This is a genomic window from Ruegeria sp. BI12 (assembly GCF_056537985.1).
Genome location: NZ_JBQFSL010000001.1, coordinates 479,981 through 503,885 on the forward strand (window position 1 = coordinate 479,981; position 23,905 = coordinate 503,885).

The 23,905-nt window shown below is 57.0% G+C and carries 26 protein-coding genes; 16 read left to right on the forward strand and 10 right to left on the reverse strand.

Annotated features, from left to right (window positions below):
- Position 1 precedes the first annotated feature (1 nt).
- The 5 genes from ACR0AK_RS02590 to ACR0AK_RS02610 are packed head-to-tail and all read left to right on the forward strand — an operon-like array spanning position 2 to position 2,965.
- Entirely contained in the window at positions 2–472 is a 471-nt protein-coding gene (locus ACR0AK_RS02590; RefSeq protein ID WP_480792268.1) for an HPr kinase/phosphorylase, read from the forward strand.
- A complete protein-coding gene (gene rapZ / locus ACR0AK_RS02595) occupies positions 469–1,350 on the forward strand; it encodes an RNase adapter RapZ (protein ID WP_170561188.1) in 882 nt (293 codons plus the stop codon). Before ACR0AK_RS02590 ends, rapZ begins: the two co-directional genes overlap by 4 nt.
- Positions 1,347–1,739, forward strand: a complete 393-nt coding sequence (locus ACR0AK_RS02600; protein ID WP_170561187.1) for a PTS sugar transporter subunit IIA — start codon at positions 1,347–1,349, stop codon at positions 1,737–1,739. The genes rapZ and ACR0AK_RS02600 overlap by 4 nt, the downstream gene beginning before the upstream one ends.
- A gap of 17 nt (positions 1,740–1,756) precedes the next feature.
- Positions 1,757–2,026, forward strand: a complete 270-nt coding sequence (locus tag ACR0AK_RS02605) for an HPr family phosphocarrier protein (protein ID WP_058273259.1) — start codon at positions 1,757–1,759, stop codon at positions 2,024–2,026.
- A 39-nt stretch (positions 2,027–2,065) separates the two neighbouring features.
- Positions 2,066–2,965 (forward strand): lysophospholipid acyltransferase family protein, encoded by a 900-nt coding sequence (locus tag ACR0AK_RS02610; protein ID WP_170561186.1) that lies wholly within the window; start codon positions 2,066–2,068, stop codon positions 2,963–2,965.
- A 50-nt stretch (positions 2,966–3,015) separates the two neighbouring features.
- On the opposite strand, the gene ACR0AK_RS02615 is transcribed toward ACR0AK_RS02610, so the two are convergent.
- The gene (locus ACR0AK_RS02615) at positions 3,016–3,891 is read right to left on the reverse strand and encodes a 3-hydroxybutyryl-CoA dehydrogenase (protein ID WP_480792269.1); all 876 of its coding nucleotides are present in this window, start codon (positions 3,889–3,891) and stop codon (positions 3,016–3,018) included.
- A gap of 162 nt (positions 3,892–4,053) precedes the next feature.
- Between ACR0AK_RS02615 and ACR0AK_RS02620 the strand changes: the two genes are divergently transcribed.
- Positions 4,054–4,875 carry a DUF6473 family protein gene (locus ACR0AK_RS02620; RefSeq protein ID WP_480792270.1) on the forward strand — a complete coding sequence of 274 codons (822 nt, stop codon included), beginning with the start codon at positions 4,054–4,056 and terminating at the stop codon, positions 4,873–4,875.
- A 59-nt stretch (positions 4,876–4,934) separates the two neighbouring features.
- Here ACR0AK_RS02620 and ACR0AK_RS02625 read toward each other — a convergent pair whose 3' ends face one another.
- The 6 genes from ACR0AK_RS02625 to ACR0AK_RS02650 form a co-directional block, all read right to left on the reverse strand.
- Positions 4,935–5,864 (reverse strand): electron transfer flavoprotein subunit alpha/FixB family protein, encoded by a 930-nt coding sequence (locus ACR0AK_RS02625; RefSeq protein WP_170561183.1) that lies wholly within the window; start codon positions 5,862–5,864, stop codon positions 4,935–4,937.
- On the reverse strand, positions 5,864–6,622 hold the full coding sequence (locus ACR0AK_RS02630) for an electron transfer flavoprotein subunit beta/FixA family protein (protein ID WP_170561182.1): 759 nt from the start codon (positions 6,620–6,622) through the stop codon (positions 5,864–5,866). The genes ACR0AK_RS02625 and ACR0AK_RS02630 overlap by 1 nt, the downstream gene beginning before the upstream one ends.
- A gap of 181 nt (positions 6,623–6,803) precedes the next feature.
- Positions 6,804–7,376 (reverse strand): cob(I)yrinic acid a,c-diamide adenosyltransferase, encoded by a 573-nt coding sequence (locus tag ACR0AK_RS02635; protein WP_170561181.1) that lies wholly within the window; start codon positions 7,374–7,376, stop codon positions 6,804–6,806.
- The gene (locus ACR0AK_RS02640) at positions 7,377–7,580 is read right to left on the reverse strand and encodes a twin transmembrane helix small protein (RefSeq protein WP_170561180.1); all 204 of its coding nucleotides are present in this window, start codon (positions 7,578–7,580) and stop codon (positions 7,377–7,379) included. It abuts the gene before it with no gap.
- A gap of 80 nt (positions 7,581–7,660) precedes the next feature.
- On the reverse strand, positions 7,661–8,488 hold the full coding sequence (locus ACR0AK_RS02645; RefSeq protein ID WP_480792271.1) for an SDR family NAD(P)-dependent oxidoreductase: 828 nt from the start codon (positions 8,486–8,488) through the stop codon (positions 7,661–7,663).
- Positions 8,489–8,557: 69 nt separating this feature from the next.
- Positions 8,558–9,169, reverse strand: coding sequence for an SH3 domain-containing protein (locus tag ACR0AK_RS02650; RefSeq protein WP_254453027.1), 612 nt, complete (start codon positions 9,167–9,169; stop codon positions 8,558–8,560).
- A 200-nt stretch (positions 9,170–9,369) separates the two neighbouring features.
- Between ACR0AK_RS02650 and ACR0AK_RS02655 the strand changes: the two genes are divergently transcribed.
- The 3 genes from ACR0AK_RS02655 (at position 9,370) to tuf (ending at position 13,699) form a co-directional block, all read left to right on the forward strand.
- Positions 9,370–11,718: a DNA topoisomerase IV subunit A gene (locus ACR0AK_RS02655; RefSeq protein ID WP_480792272.1), complete on the forward strand. Its 2,349-nt coding sequence runs from the start codon at positions 9,370–9,372 to the stop codon at positions 11,716–11,718.
- Between the two features lie 98 nt (positions 11,719–11,816).
- On the forward strand, positions 11,817–12,410 hold the full coding sequence (locus ACR0AK_RS02660; protein ID WP_170561177.1) for a hypothetical protein: 594 nt from the start codon (positions 11,817–11,819) through the stop codon (positions 12,408–12,410).
- 113 nt (positions 12,411–12,523) lie between these two features.
- Positions 12,524–13,699: an elongation factor Tu gene (gene tuf / locus ACR0AK_RS02665; protein WP_010441214.1), complete on the forward strand. Its 1,176-nt coding sequence runs from the start codon at positions 12,524–12,526 to the stop codon at positions 13,697–13,699.
- An 86-nt stretch (positions 13,700–13,785) separates the two neighbouring features.
- Here tuf and ACR0AK_RS02670 read toward each other — a convergent pair whose 3' ends face one another.
- Entirely contained in the window at positions 13,786–14,127 is a 342-nt protein-coding gene (locus ACR0AK_RS02670; protein ID WP_480792273.1) for a RidA family protein, read from the reverse strand.
- A gap of 204 nt (positions 14,128–14,331) precedes the next feature.
- Between ACR0AK_RS02670 and ACR0AK_RS02675 the strand changes: the two genes are divergently transcribed.
- Positions 14,332–15,573, forward strand: a complete 1,242-nt coding sequence (locus ACR0AK_RS02675; RefSeq protein ID WP_480792274.1) for a dipeptidase — start codon at positions 14,332–14,334, stop codon at positions 15,571–15,573.
- Positions 15,574–16,094: 521 nt separating this feature from the next.
- On the forward strand, positions 16,095–17,450 hold the full coding sequence (locus tag ACR0AK_RS02680) for a tetratricopeptide repeat protein (protein ID WP_480792275.1): 1,356 nt from the start codon (positions 16,095–16,097) through the stop codon (positions 17,448–17,450).
- Between the two features lie 25 nt (positions 17,451–17,475).
- On the opposite strand, the gene rpe is transcribed toward ACR0AK_RS02680, so the two are convergent.
- The gene (rpe, locus tag ACR0AK_RS02685; RefSeq protein WP_170561173.1) at positions 17,476–18,165 is read right to left on the reverse strand and encodes a ribulose-phosphate 3-epimerase; all 690 of its coding nucleotides are present in this window, start codon (positions 18,163–18,165) and stop codon (positions 17,476–17,478) included.
- Positions 18,166–18,328: 163 nt separating this feature from the next.
- Here rpe and phnC point away from each other — a divergent pair, with 163 nt between their 5' ends.
- From phnC to ACR0AK_RS02710, 5 genes are all read left to right on the forward strand, one after another.
- On the forward strand, positions 18,329–19,150 hold the full coding sequence (gene phnC / locus ACR0AK_RS02690; protein WP_170561172.1) for a phosphonate ABC transporter ATP-binding protein: 822 nt from the start codon (positions 18,329–18,331) through the stop codon (positions 19,148–19,150).
- Between the two features lie 64 nt (positions 19,151–19,214).
- Positions 19,215–20,117, forward strand: a complete 903-nt coding sequence (phnD, locus tag ACR0AK_RS02695) for a phosphonate ABC transporter substrate-binding protein (RefSeq protein ID WP_170561171.1) — start codon at positions 19,215–19,217, stop codon at positions 20,115–20,117.
- Between the two features lie 67 nt (positions 20,118–20,184).
- The gene (phnE, locus tag ACR0AK_RS02700) at positions 20,185–21,066 is read left to right on the forward strand and encodes a phosphonate ABC transporter, permease protein PhnE (RefSeq protein WP_480792276.1); all 882 of its coding nucleotides are present in this window, start codon (positions 20,185–20,187) and stop codon (positions 21,064–21,066) included.
- Positions 21,063–22,430 carry a phosphonate ABC transporter, permease protein PhnE gene (phnE, locus tag ACR0AK_RS02705; protein ID WP_480792277.1) on the forward strand — a complete coding sequence of 456 codons (1,368 nt, stop codon included), beginning with the start codon at positions 21,063–21,065 and terminating at the stop codon, positions 22,428–22,430. Before phnE (ACR0AK_RS02700) ends, phnE (ACR0AK_RS02705) begins: the two co-directional genes overlap by 4 nt.
- Before the next feature lie 23 nt (positions 22,431–22,453).
- Complete coding sequence (locus ACR0AK_RS02710; protein ID WP_480792278.1) at positions 22,454–23,074, forward strand: LbetaH domain-containing protein; 621 nt, start codon at positions 22,454–22,456, stop codon at positions 23,072–23,074.
- A gap of 98 nt (positions 23,075–23,172) precedes the next feature.
- Here ACR0AK_RS02710 and phnF read toward each other — a convergent pair whose 3' ends face one another.
- The gene (gene phnF / locus ACR0AK_RS02715) at positions 23,173–23,883 is read right to left on the reverse strand and encodes a phosphonate metabolism transcriptional regulator PhnF (RefSeq protein ID WP_480792279.1); all 711 of its coding nucleotides are present in this window, start codon (positions 23,881–23,883) and stop codon (positions 23,173–23,175) included.
- Positions 23,884–23,905 lie beyond the last annotated feature (22 nt).

Below are 23,905 nucleotides of genomic sequence, written 5' to 3' on the forward strand. Positions count from 1 at the left end.
CATGAGCGCCCCGACAATCTATGATCTGGAAAAACAGGAAAGTGCCATAATCCATGCCAGCTGCGTTGCAGTTGGTAGGCGGGGTCTGCTGATTGTCGGCGCATCAGGGGCGGGCAAGTCCGCGTTGGGCTTGCAGATGATCGCTTTGGGCGCTGAACTTGTTGGCGATGACCGCGTGGCTTTGCGAAGCAATGGCGGCGAGGTGACAGCTGATGCAGCCCCGAACATCCGCGGCGTAATTGAGGCCCGCGGTATCGGACTGTTACGCGCATCACCGGTGGGACCCGTGGGTTTGCGCTATGTGGTGGACCTTGACCTTCAGGAAAAAACGCGATTGCCTGATCCAACCTCGATCCGAACCCTGGGGCAAACTGTTCCCTTGCTTCGCGGGCATGGCGTCCCCAATTTGGCCTCAGCTTTGATGCAATTGATGAAAATGGGACGTGTGAACCCGGAATGGCCCAGCAAATGAAACAACAACGGCGTATCGTTCTGGTCACAGGCCCTTCGGGTGCTGGGCGTACAACGGCGATCCGTGTGCTTGAGGATTTGGGCTTCGAGGCAATCGATAACTTGCCGATGGGTTTGATGATGCGCTTGCTGGACGGTTCAGAAAACGATCGGCCGATGGCCCTAGGCATTGATGCACGAAATCGCGATTTCTCGACAATTGGGTTCATTGATCTTGTGATGCGGTTGCGGCGGACAGAGCGGGTGGAGCTCACGATTCTCTATCTTGATTGCCGAAACGAAGTGCTGCTGCGCCGGTTTTCGGAAACCCGACGGCGCCATCCCGTTGCGGCCAATGCCGGTCCAGAATCCGGTGTGCTGCAGGAAAAAGAGCTGTTGGCCCCGATCCGTGAAATCGCCGACATTCTGATCGATACCAGCCAGCTAAACGTTCACCAGCTGCGCAAGGAGGTCGAACACTGGTTCGCTCCGGAAGGCGGCCGGCATTTAGCGGTGTCGATCGAGTCCTTTTCATACAAGCGGGGTTTGCCACACGGGTTGGATATGGTTTTTGACTGCAGGTTTCTTGCCAACCCGTATTGGCGGGCGGAATTGCGCGCGGAAGACGGTCGAAACCCGGATGTCGCGCGCTACGTTCAGTCAGACGAAAACTATGCACCGTTCTTCGACCGCGTTGTCGATCTGTTGCAAACACTGCTGCCGGCATATCGCGCCGAAGGTAAAGCGCACCTATCCGTGGCCTTCGGGTGTACCGGAGGGCAACACAGATCGGTCGCAACTGCAGAAGCGGTCGCAAAGGCCCTTGCACAGGAGGGGCAGCAAGTGGCAATTAGGCACCGCGAAATGGAACGTCGATCGTTGAATGAGAGGCCGGATTGATCGGGATCGTACTCGTAGCACATGGCGGGCTGGCTCAGGAGTATCTGGCCGCAATGCAACATGTGGTCGGAAAGCAACCAGGCCTGGCGGCGATCTCGATTGAGGCTGACCATGACCGGGAAGCCAAGCAGTCGGAAATCTGCACCGCCGCAGACGGTGTCGATGTCGGGGACGGAGTGGTCGTCGTCACAGATCTCTTTGGCGGTAGCCCTTCGAATCTGAGTCTCAAGGCCTGCACACCGCAGGATCGCCGTATTCTTTACGGGGCAAATCTGCCTATGCTGATCAAACTGGCTAAAAGTCGCCACCTGCCGATCGGGGATGCGGTCCGGCGGGCGATGGAGGCTGGACGTAAGTACATTAATGCCCAGAATGTGACGTTGGATTAAGACCGGATTGATTAAGAATGACCAACCGAAGCTTGAAAATAATCAATGAAAAAGGTCTGCACGCCCGCGCCTCTGCCAAGTTGGTCGAGGTCGTGGAAGGGTTTGACGCGCAGGCAGAGGTGTCCAAAGATGGGCTTTCTGCATCAGGCGACAGCATCATGGGTCTTTTGATGTTGGCAGCCTCTCGCGGAACGACTATTGACGTCGAGACGTCCGGACCGGATGCTGAGGCGTTGGCGGATGCATTGGAAACCCTTGTGAACGGCAAGTTCGGCGAAGGGTTCTGATCCTGTCGGTCGCGACATGAAGAACGGGAAGACCAGGAATTGGCTGAAACGACGCACGAGACCAAGACAGGCCCGGTGGTGGACGGGACGGAAGATCAGGGCGAAATCTACGACCGTAGAACCCTGACCTACGCGAACTCCTTCGACGATGCCTGGACGTCTACAGCCATCCGCGCCATTGAATGGTGTACGGGTAAGCTGACTATCCTGCGAATGGTCAACAAATTCGAGAAGAAGAACGAATACTATCGCGGTCAGCGGTTCTGGGGCGGCGCGCTTGAGGTTATGGGCATCAACCTCACCACTCCGAAGGAACAGTTTGCAAATATTCCGAAAACCGGACCCGTAGTTGTCGTGGCCAACCACCCGCATGGTATGGTCGATGGTATGATTCTGGCCGAACTGATCGGACAAGTTCGCAATGACTATCGTATCCTGACCCGTTCTGTCCTGACCGGGTTGGACGAGGCGGCGACCTCTTTCATGATTCCTGTTCCCTTCCCGCACGACCCTGAAGCTCAAACCAAAATGCTAGAAATGCGCGGCAAAGCGATGGAACACCTGAAGGAAGGTGGCGTGGTTGCGCTATTCCCGTCAGGCGTGGTGATGTCCTCGGATGACTGGTTCGGGCCTGCGCAAGAACAGGAATGGAATGTATTTACCGCCAAGATGATTCGCCGGTCTGGCGCGCAGGTGGTTCCGATTTTCTTCCCCGGCAGCAATTCGCGTGCCTATCAGATTGCCAACAAGCTATCGCCGATCCTACGCCAAGGGCTGTTGCTGCACGAAATTGTCCGCTCTTGCAATAAGCCGCAATCCCCAGTGATCGGAGAGCCGATCTCGGATCAGGATATGAAGCTGTTGGAAAGTGACCCGCGCGGTTTCATGGCATGGCTCAGAAAGCGCACAATGGCGTTGGGCAAATCACTCAATCCGTGAGCCGTGTTTCATCTGGCTGATAACATGCCGAGTGAGGGGGCAGGCCCCCTCTAGCGCGTTGGAACCGGCGTTTCACCTCTGTAGTCATAAAACCCGCGCTCGGTTTTGCGCCCAAGCCAGCCGGCTTCGACATATTTCGTCAACAGTGGACAGGGCCGGTACTTGGTGTCTGCCAGCCCGTCGTGCAACACGTTCATGATCGCCAGACACGTGTCCAGCCCGATGAAGTCCGCCAGTTCCAGTGGACCCATCGGGTGGTTTGCGCCCAGCCGCATCGACTGATCAATCGACTGCACGCTGCCAACCCCTTCGTACAGGGTGTATACGGCCTCATTGATCATCGGCATCAGAATGCGGTTGACGATGAAGGCCGGGAAATCTTCCGCGCTTGCCGCCGTTTTGCCCAGTCGGTCCACAACCGCCTTGCAAGAGCGGAACGTTTCTTCATCCGTGGCAATACCACGGATTAGCTCGACCAACTGCATTACGGGCACCGGGTTCATGAAGTGGAACCCCATGAACCGCTCCGGCCGATCTGTTCGGCTCGCTAGCCGTGTAATCGAGATAGACGACGTGTTGGATGTCAGAATCGTATGGGGCAGAAGATGAGGCTGCAGGTCTTCGAAAATCGCCTGCTTAATCGCTTCCCGTTCGGTTGCGGCCTCTATCACCAGATCGGACTGGCCTAATTGAGGCAGTTCCAATGTCGTGTTGATCCGACCCAATGCGGCTTGCATCGTGTCGTCCGAGATTTTTCCACGCGATGCCTGACGCGCAAGGTTGCCCTCAATCGTCGCGATGGCGCTATCCAGCGCGTCCTGCGACACATCGTTGAGCAGAACGTCATACTCTGCCAACGCAAGAACATGAGCAATGCCATTGCCCATCTGACCTGCGCCAATCACTCCGACCGATTTTACATCCATGTTCAGGTGCCTTTGTGTCTCGGGATACGGCGACAGTATCGACAGAACGGGGCGGGCGGCAAGGGGATCAGGCCGTTCGAATTTGCTTCAAATGCGCACATTAGGATTTTCTCAAGACGTGCGGCCGCAAGATGGCAACCGGGTGAATAATGGGTGAGTCATATGAGCTATCATCAAACAAGCTCGGGGGGACCCGGGCATGAGGTATGTCAGTACGAAGGTTCGCGGATGTGGTTTCGCGGCACGCGGCGTGTTCTGGATCAACCTTATGCCGCCTGCGTTGGTGGGGATGAGACATTCGGGCGTTTCGTCGACAGGCCATTCCCAGCGATTCTCGAAGACGGGCTTGAAATGCGGGTCCTGAATTTTGGATGCCTGTTCAGCGGTGTAGAAGCGCTGTGCCAGGATAAAGCGCTGCGTGAATTGCTAAGGGGTGCAGATCTGTGCGTCCTGCAGGCGCCAGGACTTCTGGGGCAGTCCAACCATTTCTACCGCGTTCATCGCAGGCGTAATGACCGGTTTCTGGCACCGACCGAGGATCTGATTGGGCTCTACCCTGAAATCGACTTCACCGAGGTGCATTTCGTGCGCCACCTGATGACCTGCCTGAATAAGATTCGCGACGCACGCTTTGAAGTCGTTCTGGATGAATTGCGCCGGAACTGGATCCGGAAGATCGGTGAATTCCTGCAAGGTCTGGAAACCCCTGTGATCCTCTTGCGTCTTCAGGTGCTTCAAGGGGAATTGGGCGAGCATCCCTCTGATTTGGCCTACGTTGGTGTCACGGATCAGATGATTGCGGCTGTCAGTACGCTCTGCGCCGACACCGTCGACGTCAAAGCACAAGTGTGCGGACGGTCTGATGAGATTGAGGATATGCTGTTTGGTACTCTACAACAGCCAATGGCAGAGCATATGATTGGACCAGCGGCGCATCAGGCGATTGCGGCTGAATTGATGGGGCCAATACGCAATCTGCATTGAAAAAGGCCCGCCAGATAGCGGGCCTTTTCAAAATTCAAATGAAAAAGCTAGGCGAGTGCTCAGCCGAGTTTTTCGGTCAGTTCCGGCACGGCCTGGAACAGGTCTGCAACCAGTCCGAAGTCTGCGACCTGGAAGATTGGCGCTTCTTCGTCTTTGTTGATTGCAACGATAACTTTCGAGTCCTTCATACCAGCTAGGTGCTGGATCGCGCCCGAGATACCGACAGCGACATAGAGGTCGGGTGCAACAACTTTACCGGTCTGACCCACCTGCCAGTCGTTCGGGGCATAGCCTGAGTCAACGGCCGCGCGCGATGCGCCAACGGCGGCACCCAGCTTGTCGGCCAGGGTTTCGATCAGTTTGAAGTCCTCTTCCGAGCCGACACCACGGCCGCCCGAGACAACAACTCCAGCCGAGGTCAGTTCCGGACGGTCGCTTTCGGCAACCTTGTCCTCGACCCACTCGGACAGGCCCGGGTTGTCGCCAACCGAGATGGTTTCGACCGCAGCCGAGCCGCCTTCGCCGGCCGCGTCAAAGGACGCGGTACGGAAGGTGACGACTTTCTTGGCGTCGTTCGATTTTACGGTCTGGATCGCGTTGCCTGCGTAGATCGGACGCTCGAATGTCGAACCGTCAACCACGCCGGATGCATCCGAGATCACCATCGCGTCCAGCAGGGCGGCAACGCGGGGCATCACGTTCTTAGCGTCGGTTGTTGCCGGTGCCACGATGTGCTCATAGCCATCAGCCAGACCCACGATCAGGGCTGCGGTCGATTCCGCTAGGCGGTGACCCAGCGATGCGTCTTCGGCAACCAGAACCTTGGAGACACCGTCGATCTTGGCGGCGGCCTCACCGGCAGCAGCGGCAGAACCGCCCGCGGCCAGAACGGTCACGTCACCCAGCGCCTTTGCGGCGGTGACAGCCTTGGCAGTGGCGTCCATCGCCAGTTCGCCATTGTTGACTTCTGCGAGAAGAAGAACAGCCATTACACAGCCCCCGCTTCTTTGAGTTTCTCGACCAGCTCATCAACCGAGCCCACGACGATACCAGCGGCACGTGCCGGCGGTTCTTCGGTCTTGACGATTTCCAGACGCGGCGTGACGTCGACGCCGTAATCGGCGGCGGTTTTCTCGTCCAGCGGCTTTTTCTTCGCCTTCATGATATTCGGCAGCGACGCATAACGCGGCTCGTTCAGGCGCAAGTCAACAGTCACGATGGTTGGCATCTTGACGCTGATGGTCTGCAGGCCGCCGTCAACCTCGCGGGTGATCTTGGCGCTATCGCCTTCGATGTCCAGCTCGGACGCGAAGGTACCTTGGCTCCAGCCCAACAGGGCAGACAGCATCTGGCCTGTCGCGTTCATGTCGTTGTCAATCGACTGCTTGCCCGCCAGAACGATTCCGGGCTGCTCTTCCTCGACCACTTTGGCCAGGATCTTGGCAACGGCCAGCGGCTCGATATCGGTGTGAACGTCATCGGCGGCTACAACCAGAATGGCGCGGTCAGCGCCCATGGCCAGTGCAGTCCGCAGGGTTTCCTGCGCCTGCTTCACGCCGATCGAAACCGCAACGACTTCGTCAGCCTTGCCCGCTTCTTTCAGGCGAATCGCCTCTTCTACTGCAATCTCGTCGAATGGGTTCATCGACATTTTGACATTGGCGAGATCGACACCGCTACCGTCCGCTTTGACGCGGACCTTCACATTATAGTCAATCACGCGTTTGACAGGCACGAGTACCTTCATTTTGCGCTTGCTCCTCACAAAAAACGGTAAGCCGCGTCGCGACTCCACCAATGCTCTCGGACGACTGAATAGCGTCTCAATTCATGCTGCAACAGGGCAAAATCGTCACGTCATGAACTTGAGACGTCGCGTTTTGTGTATTTTGACGCAGCGGCGTGAAATTTTATTGCTTTGAAAGTGCTCAGCGGTTGGCGCCGGGAACCCACAAAACGTCCGCGGTACCGTTTTCGTTGGCGCAGCGGGCGGCGACAAAAAACCAGTCACTCAGACGGTTGAGGTATTTTACCGCGACCGCGTTTACGGGTTCCATATTGGTCAGTTCGACCGCCAGTCGTTCGGCGCGGCGGGATACGGTTCGACAAACATGCAGATGCGCCGCCAGACGTGAGCCACCGGGCAGGATAAAGCTTCGCAGCGGCTCCAGCGTTTCATTCATCACGTCAATCTCGGCTTCCAGCCGATCAATCTGAGATGCAACGATGCGAAGGGGCGGGTAATCAGCCTCGGCGTCTTTTTCCATGTCGGGGCGACAGAAATCCGCGCCCAGATCGAAAAGGTCATTTTGAATACGCGCCAACGCTGCATCGACATCGCCAACCGCCTCGGTCCGCGCAACGCCGACAAAGGCGTTCAGTTCGTCAACCGTGCCATAGGCTGCCACTCGACCCGAGTATTTGGCAACACGTTCACCGTTGCCCAGCGCTGTTTTACCGTCATCACCGGTGCGCGTGTAGATCTTGTTCAGTACGACCATTTATTGAACTCCTTGTCCGCGCAGGTAGACGTAGAGCACGATCAGCAGCACGGCAATGAACTGAAACAGGATGCGCAGGCGCATCATCTTGTTGCTTTTCATCGCCGCAGCTTTGCCGCTTTTGCCGAAATTGGAGATGCCGATCGCCAGCACGACGACAACCGCCGCCATGGCCAACAGCAAAATGACCATCAAAAGGTCCATAAGCACACCGTCCGCGTTTCTTGTTTCGTTGGGCTATCATCTAGCCTCATGTACATGAAAAGCGAACGGGTTATTTCGCCTCAGACGTCCGACAGAATACGGTCGATGGTGCGGGTCGGCAAAAGGCGGCGTAGGTAGCCGGCGATATAGGTCGGTGTCGTGACATAGTATCGCGCGCGCGGCTTTTTTGATTCGACCGCGTGGGCCAGCTTTTCTGTCACCGCAGATGCAGGCAGTTCGAACCGGTCCGGCCCCGACGATTCATACAATCTTTTCAACAGCGAAGACTCGTACCTTTCCCGCAGGGCTGAGTTTTCCCAATTGATGAAACGTTCAAAGAAAGGGATCGAATTCTCGCGGATTTTCGATGTGATCGGGCCGGGTTCGATCAGGATCGCTTTGATGTCGGTGTCGGCCAGTTCAAGGCGCATCGTGTCGGTCAAACCCTCGATGGCATATTTCGTGGCGACATAGGCACCGCGCCATGGGATGGCCAGCAGACCCAGTACGGACGAGTTCTGCACGATTCGGCCATGCCCCTGCGCACGCATGACCGGAATCACCAAACGAGTCAGTTCATGCCAGCCAAAGAAGTTGGCCTCGAAAATCGCGCGCAGCCCTTCGGTCGGTAAATCCTCAACCGCACCGGGAAGGCCGTGGGCACCGTTATTGAACAACGCATCCAGAGTGCCCCCGGTGGCCTCAAGCACTTCGGTCAGGCCCGAGGCGATGCTGGCAGCGTCGGTATAGTCGATGCGAGGGCTTTCAAAGCCTTGCGCCCGCAGCCGGTCGCAGTCGCGCTGTTGGCGACAGGACGCAAAGACTCGCCAGCCGCGCGCACGCATACCGTGTGCCGCATCCAGGCCAATGCCGGACGAGCAGCCGGTGATAAGAATGGTTTTTTGCATGATCTTCCTGACCCTCAATTCAGGTCAAAGCTATTGCGAGGTTGGGGTCAGGACAATGACGGTGCAGCGTCAGTTTTGCACTTTTCGGACCAGTGAGGCCGAAATCCAACCGACCTGTTGCTCGGGTAACACGCGTAGGCGCAGCCAACCGGTCCCGGAATCGCTCAGTACCTCGACCTTCTGTCCGATCGCCGCTTTACCGATGATTGGATAGATGGTGCCGGGCCCATCGCGCATATTGACCCGCGTTCCCGAGATTTCGCGGATGTCCTTTTCAGGTTCCGGAATCACAGTGGCATCAGAAGTGTCCGGAAGGGGCGTTTCATCGGTCTGACGCAACCCCGTGATGCCATCTTCCAGCGAGGCGAGCGTAATGCTTGTGCTCTGATCGTCGAACACTGAGATGCCCGATAGCACCTGCAGGCTGGCAGGTTCGGCCACGATCTGCACAATTTCTTCTGTTTCGGGTTGCGGCTGTGCACGCACAGATGGGGTGCGTGCCGCGACATTGGTAACAAGTTCCTCAACCTTAGCGGGTGCGACCGCCACTGGTTGTGATGCAGAGGCAACGCGCGCAGGCTGATCGCTCCGCACACCGCGCGGTTCGAAATTGGATCCTCCGCTCATTACGTAAAAGCACCAACCCAGTGCAGCGAAAGTCAAAACAATAAGGCGCGTCATGGCGCATCCCCCGGCAATCGTTAGGTACAAGAAATAGGCAGCAGTCTAATGAAGCCAGCTTAGCATATTTCCGGCCCTGTGTCGAAAAACCGGGGAAATCCGGGGCTTATCTCCCCCTGTTGCAAAAAGCGCGACTTGTCCCCAGCAAAATGCGCTCAGCTTGCTTTACCAGCGCGCGCTTGCGGCGTATCACATCATATATGAACGATACGATCGACGACCCCAATATGGAGGCCCCCGAAGGCGGGGGCGAGATAGCTGAACCACTGCGCCGCGCAATTGGCGAACGCTATCTGACCTATGCTCTGTCCACCATTATGCACCGGGCCTTGCCCGATGCGCGCGACGGGCTGAAGCCGGTTCACCGGCGAATCCTGTATGCCATGCGCGAGCTTCGACTCAGTGCATCGGGCGGGTTTCGTAAATCTGCCAAGATTTCCGGCGACGTGATGGGCAACTATCACCCGCACGGCGACGCCGCGATTTACGATGCGATGGCGCGTCTGGCGCAGGACTTCAACGTCCGTTACCCGCTGGTCGACGGGCAGGGGAACTTCGGCAATATTGACGGCGATAACCCGGCGGCCTCGCGATACACCGAGGCACGGATGACCATCGTCGCCGAGGCGCTGCTTGAGGGTCTTAACGAAGACGCTGTTGATTTCCGCGATAACTATGACGGCACGCTGACCGAGCCGGTCGTGTTGCCCGCGCAGTTTCCGAACTTGCTAGCCAATGGTGCAAGTGGCATCGCCGTGGGCATGGCGACGAATATTCCGCCGCATAACATTTCGGAACTCTGCGACGCTTGTCTGCATCTGATCAAGACACCGGATGCCCGCGACGACACACTGTTGAACTATGTTCCAGGTCCGGACTTTCCGACCGGCGGCGTGATCGTTGAGCCGCCCGAGAACATCGCCCAGGCGTACCGCACCGGGCGCGGCTCGTTCCGCCTGCGGTGCAAGTTTGAGGTCGAGGATCTTGGGCGCGGCCAGTGGCAGATTGTTGTCACCGAAATTCCCTATCAGGTTCAGAAATCGAAACTGATCGAAAAGATCGCTGAGCTGATCCAGACTAAGAAAATCCCGATCCTTGCCGATGTGCGCGACGAATCTGCCGATGACATCCGTCTGATTCTCGAGCCACGGTCTAAGAACGTGGACCCCGAGGTGTTGATGGGGATGCTCTACCGCAGTTCGGATCTTGAGGTACGGTTCAGCCTGAACATGAATGTGCTGATCGACGGAGTGACACCCAAGGTTTGCTCGATGAAGGAGGTGCTGCGCGCCTTCCTCGATCACCGGCAAGAGGTGCTGATCCGCCGTTCGCGTCACCGCATGGCGAAGATCGACCACCGGTTGGAGGTGCTGGAGGGCTTTATCGTCGCCTTCCTGAACCTCGACCGTGTGATCGACATCATTCGCTACGACGACGACCCCAAAGCCGCGCTGATGCGCGAGGATTGGGGAATCGACCATATCCGTGCCACCAGCGAAGCCGACTATGTTTCGCCCAAGCCGGGTGAGGGCGAGCTGTCCGAGGTTCAGGTCGACGCGATCCTCAACATGCGCCTGCGCAGTTTGCGCCGTCTGGAAGAGATGGAACTGGTTCGCGAACGCGATGAGCTGATGTTGGAACGTGCCAATCTCGAAGACCTGCTGGCTGATCCGGTCCTGCAATGGGCAAAGATCTCAGAGCAGTTGAAAGAGACCAAGAAAACCTTTGGCAAGGACTATGAGGGCGGTGCCCGTCGCACGCAATTTGCGGAAGCCGGACAGGTCGAGGAAGTCCCGCTTGAGGCGATGATTGACCGAGAACCGATCACGGTCGTCTGCTCTCAGATGGGGTGGATTCGCGCGATGACCGGTCACATCGACCTGAAACGCGAATTGAAGTTCAAAGATGGCGACGGCCCGCGCTTCATCTTCCACGCCGAAACGACTGATCGACTACTGGTCTTCGCTTCGAACGGTCGCTTCTACACGCTCAGCGCCGCCAACCTGCCCGGTGGGCGAGGTATGGGAGAACCGCTGCGCCTGATGGTCGATTTGCCGAATGAGGCGCAGATCATCGACATCCTGATCCACAAGCCGGGGCGCAAGCTTCTGGTCGCCTCGGATGCAGGCAACGGTTTCATGGTGCCCGAGGATGACGTGCTGGCTCAGACCCGAAACGGCAAGCAGGTGCTCAACGTCAAGGGCGACGAGACGGCTATGATCTGTAAACCGGTTTCAGGCGATCACGTCGCGGTGGTGTCCCAGAACGGCAAATTCCTTGTGTTCCCGGTAGACGAGCTGCCGGAAATGGGACGCGGCAAGGGCGTACGCCTGCAAAAATATAATATGGCGCGCGGACGGCAAGGAACGCTGGAACTGGATGGCGGTCTGTCTGACGTCACCACCTTTAATTGGGAAGAGGGCCTGAAATGGTCCATGGGTGGAGACAAGACCCGGCACGAGGCGGACATGTCACAGTGGTTGGCCAAAAGGGCCAGTGTTGGCAAAAAGGCACCCTACGGCTTCCCTCGCGACTATAAATTCTCGTGATCAAGCTGCACTTGCAGGTGGATTTCTGCCGATACGGCTTGGCACAGGCCGTATCGGTGCGCTAGATCAAATAAAAACAGGCATATCGAGACGAGACCATGTTGCGGATACTGACCCTTATCGCCGGATTGGCCCTGATTGGCGCGTGCACGCAGACGCAGGTTTATGAAGAGCCCGAGTCGCTGGGCGAATTCAAACTACGCGTCAATTACGCATTCGCCGAAAAAGCCCGGCAGGGACCGGTATCGCGGGATGCGACGCCCAAAGAGTGGGAAGACGCCATTCAGAACGCCGTGAATATTCGGCTTGGCCGATATGAGGGCGCTCAGGAATACGACATTGGGATCAGCCTGGAAGGATACATGTTGGCACCTCCGGGTGTGCCCGTGATCTACAACCCCAAAAGCACGGCAATTGTTCTGGTGAATGTTTATGACGTGCGAGAAAAAGAGTTCCTGGCCAAAGGTAAACAGTTTCAGGTGCTGGAAGACACGACCGGTGAAAGCGCACTTACGGGATCTGGTCATTCGCGCACCAGAGAAGAGCAAATGGATGGCCTGGCCCTCAAGGTCGCAGACCGCGTAGAAGAGTGGCTGGCTGAGGAACACAAGGACAATGGCTGGTTTGACCGGCGCCCGGACCTGATCCAACCGCTGGATTCCGTCGAGGTCACGCAAAATCCGGCGTCCTAAAGACCTTTTAACGCAGGATGTGCTTGATTTTCCCCTTTGAACCAAATATCTCGCGCGCGCAGATGTAACCACGGGACCAAGGGTCCCCCAAATCGCAAAAGGGCGCCTGAGGAATGGCAAAGGAAAAGTTTGAGCGTAATAAGCCGCACGTTAACATCGGCACGATTGGCCACGTTGACCACGGCAAGACCACGCTGACCGCAGCAATCACCAAGTATTTCGGTGACTTCAAAGCGTATGACCAGATTGACGGCGCGCCTGAAGAAAAAGCACGTGGCATCACCATCTCGACCGCCCACGTGGAATACGAGACCGACAACCGCCACTACGCGCACGTCGACTGCCCCGGCCACGCCGACTACGTCAAGAACATGATCACCGGTGCCGCTCAGATGGACGGCGCGATCCTGGTTGTGAACGCAGCTGACGGCCCGATGCCGCAGACCCGCGAGCACATCCTGCTGGGCCGCCAGGTTGGCATCCCGAAGATGGTCGTGTTCATGAACAAAGTTGACCAGGTTGACGACGAAGAGCTGCTGGAACTGGTTGAGATGGAAGTTCGCGAACTGCTGTCCAGCTACGAATATCCCGGCGACGATATTCCGATCATCGCAGGTTCGGCTCTGGCCGCAATGGAAGGCAACAACCCTGAAATCGGCGAAGAGAAGATCAAAGAGCTGATGGCGGCTGTTGATGACTACATCGACACCCCTGAGCGTGAAGTTGACAAGCCGTTCCTGATGCCGGTCGAAGACGTGTTCTCGATCTCGGGCCGTGGTACCGTTGTTACAGGTCGTGTTGAGCGTGGCGTGATCAACGTTGGCGACGAGATCGAAATCGTCGGCATCCGTGACACTCAGAAAACCACCTGTACCGGTGTTGAAATGTTCCGCAAGCTGCTGGATCGCGGTGAAGCTGGCGACAACATCGGCGCCCTGCTGCGCGGCATCGACCGTGACGGCGTTGAGCGTGGTCAGGTTCTGTGTAAGCCGGGTTCGGTTACACCGCACACCAAGTTCGAAGCCGAGGCCTACATCCTGACCAAGGAAGAAGGCGGTCGTCACACTCCGTTCTTCGCGAACTACCGTCCGCAGTTCTACTTCCGTACAACTGACGTGACCGGCACCGTGACCCTGGCAGCTGGCACCGAGATGGTTATGCCTGGCGACAACGTTGGTTTCACCGTCGAGCTGATCGCTCCGATCGCGATGGAAGACGGTCTGCGTTTCGCGATCCGCGAAGGCGGCCGCACCGTCGGCGCCGGCGTCGTCTCGAAAATCATCGAGTAAGTCGCACCAGCGAATATACAAAGAAAGGGCGTCCCTCGGGACGCCCTTTTTCGTTTTTGCCTAAGCCAAAGGCTGAAAGTGCCGTTTTAGTCGTAGGCGGCGTCCACGATGAACTCCACTTTCAACTCAGGACGCGCCAGTTTGGCTTCACCGCAAGCGCGGGCGGGGGCATGGCCCTTGGGTACCCAGGCATTCCAAACCTCGTTTAATCCGGCGAAATCCTTCATATCGGCCAGCCAGATCGTCACCCGCAACATCTTTTCGCGGGATGAACCGGCTTGTTCGAGCAGGGCGTCAATTTTCTCGAGGCAAATCCGGACCTGTTCCTGAATTGTCTCGCCTTCTGCGACTTGCCCGGTCAAGTAGGCCACGCCGTTGTGTTTCACGATTTTTGAGGAGCGTTCGCCGGTGTCGATGCGTTCAATCATGGGGCATTCTCATTTATTAGTGTTTGATACGGGTGTTCATGGTCACACTCTGACCAGCAAGGCAAACGAAAACAGATTGTGCTCAACTCATACGGGTTGTCATAAATATCCTTAAACAAATTCAAAAATTGCATTTCATCCTATCTAAAAAGCCACCCAGTGTGCAGAATGCAATCACCCAATGCGTTATTAGGGAATTCCGCCATGAAAGCAGCCGCAATTATACTTGGCCTTTTTGTGATAAGCACAACTCCGGCCCTGGCCAGCGAAGAAAGCAAGACATGGGATGCTTCGGACGAGGCGAAGCAATTCGTTCAAGATACAATCGTCCTGGGAATGCTTGCCAGTCCGTACGGTACGGGCTGGACGGAATATGAACAGTTGCACACCTATTTTGACCGCGCACGAGGCAACGGGATTACTGGGCACGAAATGACTCTTGCCGCTGCAGACATGTCCTTTGAAACGCTGTTGGAGCAACACTATCATTTTCGTGCGGCCATGGCTGAGCAACCAGAAAGTTATCTGATCGTAAACGAAACACGGGATATCGAGGCTGCCCATCTACAGGGCAAAACCGCGGTGATCTGGAACAGTCAGACCGCGACCGTTCTGAATGGTGATCTCAAGAAGATGGCCCTGCTTAAGGACATGGGCATCAAAAGCATGATCCTGGCCTATAACGATGTCTTCCGGACCGGGTCGGGACAGTTGGCCGCGTATAACGGTAATGACATCGGGCTGACCCCTTGGGGCAAATCGATCATAGACGAAATGGTTCGGTTCGGAATCCTTCTGGATCTTAGCCACACGGGCTCTCGCACTGCCAATGACGCAATGGATTATATGGAAAGCAGTTATCCTGATGTTCCATTTGTTTATACGCATTCTGTGCCAGCGGGTTTGTATAAGAGCGAGCCGAACGCAACACCCCGCGGTTGCTACCGAGCAATTCCAGACGACGAAGCTGTCCGGGCAGCGGAGTCGGGCGGCTATGTCTCACCGACGTTCACTGAGTGGATGATGGACGGCGTCTGGCCAGACGACATTTCGCCAAAACAGGCAGCTGACATGATCGACTATTATGTGCAGCTTGTTGGTGTGGATCACGTTGGGATCGCGACCGATGACATGTTTTCGACCGCACTTGTTGTTGAGTTCGCGACCGCAAATGCCAGCATGTATGATGACGGCGGTTACATGATTGACGCGTTCAACAAAGGCGCGACTGGCAATGGAGAGCTGGCCAAGATCCTGGCCGCGATCACGGATGACCTTTGGGCGCGTGGATACTCGGATGAGGACCTTGCCAAGATCTACGGTGGCAACAAGATGCGCGTTTACGCTCAGGTTTGGGAAGGAAAGCCGCCGAAGCAGTTTCTGGAAGAGTATCCGGAACGTTTGCGCATGCGCCAAGAATTCATGCAGCGCTTTCCGACCCGTTGAGGCATGAGGTAATTTTTTTGGGTTAGCAAAACGAACTTAAAGCGCGGTGGTTGAAACTTCAGCAACTGCGGGCTGTGGAGTGAATACTCTGTTGCTCTCGTTATCAATCGCAGCTTAGCCGGGGTCAGCCCGGCGTTTTCACAGCTATTCGCGGACCCGTTCAGTTCAGTTGGCCCGATCCTCACAATCAAGATGGATCAGCATCTCGAAAAGGACGGTACACGCCCAACCAAGGTCCGCAAGCTTGCGGATTTTGTGGCCCCGTTTGACGACCGCATTAAGTGTAGACCTTGAGGGACTCAAGTAATTCAGATGAACAGGTCTAGTGCACGTCTTTTTCACGCAATCTATCAGGGAATGCAGGTTGAAGAACCGTGGCTGACGGTCAATCAGAAGTCTTTGCAATAGCGCCGCCCCTCCAGTGGCACACTGGCGAAATATTTGGCCGCGTCGCTCGGGGCGGCCTTTTTCTTTTCACAATTGTCAGTATTCTGGCGGCAGGTATTCAGATTTTTGGTAGCATGATCAAATCTTTAACTAAGTTCACCGGGGTTTCCCTGATAGCAGCGGCTGGGATGATCGGCGTCGCGCAGGCTAAGCCGCTGCTGACGGACTCTCAGGAAACATATGTTTCCGCCTGTCTGGATCAAAGTGACACGCCAGAGCGCATCATCGAAATTTGTCAGCGTGGGCTCGGCGGCGCAGGCGCGTCAGATCGGCAGCGCATTGAGATGTTGGATAAGCTGGGATGGGCTTACTATGACCTAGATGACATGGATAAAGCTGACGACGCTTTCGTCGAAATTCTGGCTTTGAACCCCACGGCCGAGCTTGGGCTGCAGGGGCGTGCATGGGTCAAATACAATCGTGATGATTATGCGGCTGCAGCTGCGCTATTTCGGCAGGCTGTGTCACGCAAACCCAATGCAAGCAATATGGCTGGTCTGGCCGCCAGTGCGCGCCGGTCCGGAGAAATGGATTTTGCTGAGTTCGAAGAGGTGATGCAAACCGCGCTTGCCCTAAACCCCGAATACACGTGGGCGATGCGGGAACTGGCGTGGACACTGGTTGATCATTACCGGCAGGACGAAGCGCTAACTTTGTTCAGGACCGCAAGCGACCTAGACCCGTACGACCCATACGCCGAGTACGGCGTCGCCTTTCTGTTATCGGAACAAAACGATTGGGAGGCCGCGTTCGCCCACGTAAGCCGGGCGTTGGACCTTAAACCGGATTTCGTGACCGCTTTATCACGTCGGTCCCTGATCCTGCTGATGCTGGATCGGCCCAAACAGGCGCTGAAAGACGCAGAAGCAGTGATCGCCGCCAAACCTGACGATGCAGATGGTTATGTGCGAAAGGCACGGGCGCTGTCGGATTTAGGTCAAAGATCGCAGGCGCACGAGGTGCTGGAGTTGACCGAAAGCCGGGTAGGGTCGGGCAGCAGTTATCTGCTTTATTGGCGGGCCAGCCTGTTGGCGGACGACCTCGACTACGAAGCGGCACTTTTCCACATTCGACGCAGTGTTGCGCTTGAAGGCGCCGACCAGTTTGATCACCGTCTGCATGCGGAAATAGCGTTATGGATGGGGCACACGGATGAGGCCCGTGATGCCATCGATCAGGCGCTTGGGTTCAATCCCGATGGCGAGTTTGAACAATATACAAATGCTCTGGTGATGCTGGATGAACACCGGTTCGATGCCGCCGAAAGCGCATTCGATGCGGCTATCGCTTCAGGTCTACACAAGGACTACCTTGGTGATTTTCTGTCCGCTTTGGTGGCAGAAGGGCGGTTCATTCAAGCGATCAAGATGCGCGCTCGGTATGGCAACCGCCCATCGGCAACAACCAGTGACGCGCAACGTTCCAACTAACGCGTCACTTGGTCTGAGGTAACGATTACGCAGTCGCCGCTTCCGCCGCTTCGCGTACCGCTTTGATGTTGGCACCGTAGACATCCGGGTTTTCGACCGATCCGCCCTTGAATACGGCTGAACCTGCAACCAGCACGTCCGCACCAGCTGCAGCCACCAATGGGGCGGTCTTCGGGTCAACGCCACCGTCAATCTCGATATGGATCGGGCGATCGCCGATCATCGACCGCAGCTTGCGAACCTTGCTGGTCATATCGATGAACTTTTGGCCACCAAAGCCGGGGTTCACTGTCATGACGCAAACCAGATCGGTCAGGTCCAGCAGGTGGTCAATTGCTTCGGCCGGTGTGCCGGGATTCAAAGCAACGCCCGCCTTCATACCAGCGGCGCGGATCGCTTGCAGAGTTCGGTGGGTGTGCGGCCCTGCCTCGATATGTGTGGTCAGGATGTCGGCGCCTGCATCCGCGTAGGCCTGAATGTAGGGATCAACAGGGGTGATCATCAGGTGCACATCCATCACCGTTTTGACATGCGGACGGAATGCTTTGACGGCGGGTGGGCCAAAGGTCAGGTTTGGTACGAAATGGCCGTCCATCACATCGACATGGACCCAATCCGCCCCCTGGGCTTCGATGGCCCGAATCTCGGCGCCGAAATTGGCGAAGTCGGCGGACAGGATCGACGGAGCGATCTTGATGCTGCGGTCAAAGCTCATGGTTGGCCTCATGTGAGTAACGTGTTGGCACCGCATATAGCTGCGATACGTGGCGATGGGTAGGCCTGTCGATGCAAGGCTATTTACAAAACTTTCATGCCGCCGACACAAAGCCGTTGAATCCGGTCTGTAGCTGACCGCCAACACGAATTGGGGGTGGCACGTGCTGCGGATAGAAAAACTGACCAAGCGCTTCGGCGAAAACGTAGCCGTAGATGCAGCCACGCTGGATGTAGACAAGCCTTGCATGATTGGCATCATCGGGCGGTCCGGCGCGGGCAAGTCGACCCTGTTGCGGATGATCAATCGCCTGACCGATGCAAGCGACGGTGAAATCCTGTTCGAAGGCCGCGATGTCACCAAGCTGAAGGGCCGTGACAAACGCGCATGGCAAGCCGATTGCGCGATGATCTTTCAGCAATTCAACCTCGTGCCGCGCATGGATGTGGTATCGAATGTACTGCACGGAACGCTGAACCGCCACTCGACGTTGGCGACCATGTTCAACCTGTTCCCGATGGAAGACATCCATCGCGCCATCGATATTCTGGATCGCCTTGGCATCGCCGAGCATGCGCCCAAACGCGCCGAGGCACTATCGGGCGGCCAGCAACAACGCGTCGCCATTGCGCGAGCGCTGATGCAGAACCCCAGCATCATTCTGGCGGACGAGCCCATCGCCTCGCTGGATCCAATGAACGCACAAGTCGTTATGCAGGCACTGCGTAGTATCCATGAAGAAGACGGCCGTACCGTCATCGCCAACCTGCACACACTGGACACAGCGCGCCGCTATTGCGACCGCGTCGTTGGTATGCGCGACGGCCGAATTGTCTTTGATGGCCTGCCCGAGCAACTGACAACTGGCGTGGCCCGCGAAATCTATGGTGCCGATGCCAGCTTCTCGGAAGAGGCGACCTCGACCGAGATCGAAACGCTCGACGCGACCCAAAAGGCCCTGATGGAAGCCGAGGCCACCATCTAAGCCCCACCACCCCTTTCATCGACCGGCCGATGAAAGGCCGGCACATCAAACCGGAGAGAGACAGATGAAAAAACTTATTGCTGCCCTGGTGGCCACTACTGCAATGGCCGCGCCTGCAATGGCTCAGGAAATCAGCGAGTTCCGCATCGGCATTCTGGGTGGCGAGAACGCCCAGGACCGTCTGAGCAAGCAGGAATGCCTGCGTCAGCAGACAGAAGACCTGCTGGGTGTCGAGACCAAGCTGTTCGCGCCCGCCGATTACAACGGCGTAATTCAGGGGCTGCTGGGTGGCACCATCGACATGGCCTGGCTGGGTGCATCCGGTTACGCCAAAACCTACCTGAGCGATCCTGAAGCGGTTGAGCCTGTTCTGGTCAAGGTCAACACCGATGGCAGCTACGGTTATTATTCGATCGGGTTTGCCCGCAAGGACAGTGGTATTGCCTCGTTGGAAGACATGAAGGACAAGACCTTCGGCTTCGGCGATCCTAACTCGACCTCGGGCTTCCTGATCCCGTCGATCGAAATTCCGCAGGCCACCGGCGCGACCATGACTTCGGGTGACTATTTTGGCGAAGTAAAATTCACCGGCGGCCATGAGCAGACCATCGTGGCAGTAAACAACGGTGACGTTGATGGTGGTGTGACATGGGCCGACGGTCTGGGAGACTGGGAAGACGGTTATCAGTCCGGCGCGCTGCGCCGTGCCGTGGATGCCGGTCTGGTCGACATGAACGATCTGGTCGAAATCTGGAAATCTGCTCCGATCCCCGAAGGCCCGTTCGTGCTGCGCACTGAATTGCCCGAAGATGTCAAAATCAAGATGACCGGTATGCTGGCCTCGATGAATTCTATTGATCCGGACTGCATGTACAACGTTCTGGGCGGTGAATCCAAAGGGCTGATGCCGATCACCCACGACGCTTACGAAATCATCATCGAAGCACGCAAGTTGAAGTCCAACTAGGCCTGCATCTCCAATGATCGGGGTCCGGTGGTAAACCGGGCCCCTTTTACCCACTCAGGAGCATTCCATGACAGACCTGACCGCGGGGTCCCCCAGCGTCGACCGGATCCGGGCCGACTATTCCGAGATGACACGGCGCAAGCGGGTCTATGGTGGTATCCTTCTGATCGTTTTTGTGGCCCTGATGGCTGCTGGTTTCCGAACAGCCGATGCCCGCAATGCCGGCAGTTTTGTTGACGGCTGGCACCGCATCTTCGACTACCCGGCCGAGGTTTTATCCGAGGCGTGGGAAAAGATCGGCGCGATGCCGGAAAACCTTGTGAAGTTCTTCCCAGCTTTGGTTGAAACGCTCAACATCGCCGCAGCCTCAACGCTGATCGGCGCAATCGGCGGAACGTTTCTGGCGTTGATGTCCACGCGCGGCATGGCCTTGTGGCCTTCGTTAATCCCACTGTTCCGCCGCATAGCCGATATCTGCCGTGCTGTACCAGAGATCGTAATCGCGCTGGTCCTGATCTTCGTGCTGGGTGGTGGCCCGGTTCCGGCGATGATCGCGATTGCCATTCACACAGCCGGGGCACTTGGAAAACTGTTTTCTGAAGTGAACGAGAACGCTTCGCTGAAACCGGTCGAAGGCCTGTATTCGGTTGGCGCGAACTGGTCCCAGCGGATGTACCTGGGCGTGATCCCACAGGTCGGCCCGAACTATGTCAGCTATGCGCTGCTGCGGTTCGAGATAAACATTCGCGCTTCGGCCATTCTGGGTTTTGTTGGCGCTGGCGGACTTGGATACGAATTGCGCAATTCGATGTCCTGGGGGCAGGGGCGCTATGACGAAGCTGCCGCGATCTTTCTGCTACTGTTTGTCACTATTGTCGTGGTCGATCAGATCTCGGGTATCCTGCGTGACCGTCTGACTCACGGATCTGAAAAAGGAGCGCGGGCATGAGCACCTTCGCCACCAATCTGACAATTTATGAGCTCAAGACCGAGGCCGACCGTTTGTTCATCCGTAAACGGCTGACGAACTTTGGACTGCCTGCGTTGGTGCTTGCCTACCTTGCCTATGTCTTCTTTGCCTTCGACGTTCCGGGATTGGCCGAACGGGCAAACTGGGAAAACGGCAAGACGCTGGTGGCCGACAGCTATAGCTATAAAACCCATGTCACGCGTGACAACCGCACTGGCGAAGTCTCGGCTGCCATCGAGGGTGAGCGCAAAGGCGCATACCCCGAAGGTGAGGCCCCGGAGTGGGTCTCGCTGGGCGATACCACGGTGATCGATCTGGAAAACGGCCACATTGTGCGCTTTGGCCCCGAGACTGTTGAATACGACATCCCCGGCTATGGCACCGTCCGCGCCACCCCAACCCGGTCGGCCGGAGTTCAGGCCGAATTGCCCGCAGGCGAGGTGCCGGACTGGATCAACGTCTCCAAGAACAGGATGGCGATCACCACGGATGCCGGGCGCTTGACCGTGACGCGGAACCGGTCAGAGGTGTTCCGTTACTTCAACGGGTGGGAGCTGTTCTGGTTCACGCTCGACAGCCCTTATTACGGCAAATCCCTCTGGGAACTGGCGGGCCTCGCCGCAAAGGGCGAAGGCGGGGCAATCCTGAATGACTTCTGGACCAACAAGATGTGGCGGCATCAGGACGTGGCCTGGGCCATCTTCGAGACAATCCTGATGGCCTTCCTGGGCACATTGGGCGCCGGCATGGTCGCACTGCCGCTGGCCTTTTTGGCAACGCGCAATTTCAACCCTCTTAAGTCCCTCCGGTTCCTGACGCGCCGTGTGTTTGACTTTGTTCGCGGCGTGGACGCGCTGATCTGGACGGTTGTGTTGGCGCGTGCTTTTGGACCTGGTCCACTCACCGGCGCGCTGGCCATTCTGGTGACCGATACCGGAACCTTCGGCAAAATCTTCTCAGAAGCGCTGGAAAATGTGGACCAGAAACAGATTGAGGGCGTTCAGTCCACAGGGGCCAATGCGCCGCAGCGGTATCGTTTTGGCGTTATCCCGCAGGTGACGCCGGTGCTTCTGAGCCAGTTGTTGTATTTCCTCGAATCCAACACCCGCAGTGCGACCGTGATCGGCGCGATCACGGGCGGCGGCATTGGGCTTTTGCTGACTCAGGCAATCATCACCCAGAAGGACTGGGAAGAGGTTGCTTACTACATCGTCCTAATCATTCTGATGGTGATGCTCATGGACTGGTTCTCGGGTTGGCTGCGCCGGCGGCTTATCCAGGGAGAGACTGGCAAGAAACGCAGAGCCAAGAACGCCAAGGCAAAGCCATTCCTGCTGCCGTGACCCAGACGAAGGACACCCAGACCATGCCACGACTGAGTTCCGACCAGCCGTTTATCCACCCTGATTGCAATATCACCGCAAGCTCTTTTGGCGAGTTTGTCGAGATCGGAGCTGGGACGCGTGTGGCGAATTCGGTTTTTGGTGATTACTCCTATTGCGACCGGACCTGTGACATCGCGAATGCCGAAATCGGAAAATTCGCAAACATCGCAAGCTTCACGCGGATCGGCGCGACGGATCATCCGATGGAAAAGGCGTCATTGCATCACTTTCTGTACCGCTCGGCGGACTATTGGGATGATGCGGAAGATGACGCGGAGTGGTTTGGACATCGCGCCAGCCGCATCACCCGGATCGGCCATGATACCTGGATTGGCCATGCTGCGATCATCAAACCCGAAGTGACCGTCGGCCATGGGGCTATTATCGCTTCTGGTGCGGTGGTCACCAAGGATGTTGCGCCCTATACGATCGTTGGTGGTGTCACGGCTGAGCTGATCCGGGGCCGGTATTCGCAAGGCGTTGCAAATCGCATGATGGAATTGGCCTGGTGGGATTGGGATAACTCCCGGCTGCGCGCGGCCCTGCCGGATTTCCGCGCCCTGAGTGCCGAAGCATTTCTGGAGAAATACGAAACTGCCTGAGAAAGTCGACGATAATTCTTCCGTACACGCGTCCGCATCAGCTACACCCAACGGGACTAACCCTCCGTCTTGAATACAGGCGTGAGGGCATCTGCCGTCTAGTCCTCGTTCAGGGTCAGAGTCACCCGGTCGCCGGCAAAGACTGTGCGGCCAAATTCAACAGGCAGACCATTCGGATCTGCGTTGATGCCAACGGAAAACAGAACCGGCGCACCCTCGGTCACTCGAAGGTGGAGGGCTTGCGTTGCCGTCGCCGCGCGCGCCGTCAACCGTGTGGAGATCCGGGTGTAGTCCTCGATTCCGCATTGCTTCAAAGCCTTTGTCACAGATTCCGTTTCCGAAAGAGCTTCAAGAATGCCAGGCAGGCGATCAGCGGGAAAAACGCTTTGAAATAGTCCGATTGGTTGCCCGTCGGCCAGTGACAGCCCGTCATATACGTGCACCTGATCGCCTACCGCTATTTCCAAAGCCTCCGCTTCAGTTTCATCTGCGGCGCGCGTCGTCAGTGTCAGGATCTTTTTTCCGGGGATCTTGCCACTGGCCGAGATGCTTTTGTGGTATCGGACGCGTTTGCCGATGGCATAATCGGTCGGGCGGGCAGCCACGAAAACGCCGGCGCCGCGGCGGGCATGCACCAGACCCTGGTCCGCCAAATCAGACAGCGCGCGTCTCACCGTATGGCGGTTGACCCCGTGTTTTGCTGCCAACTGCGCTTCGGTCGGCAGGCGGTCGCCGGTGTTGTATCGACCTTCCGCAATGTCCGATGTCAGGTGCAGCGCGATACCTTTCCAGACGGGTGTTTTTCTCATGTCATCAAAACTTCACAAGGTT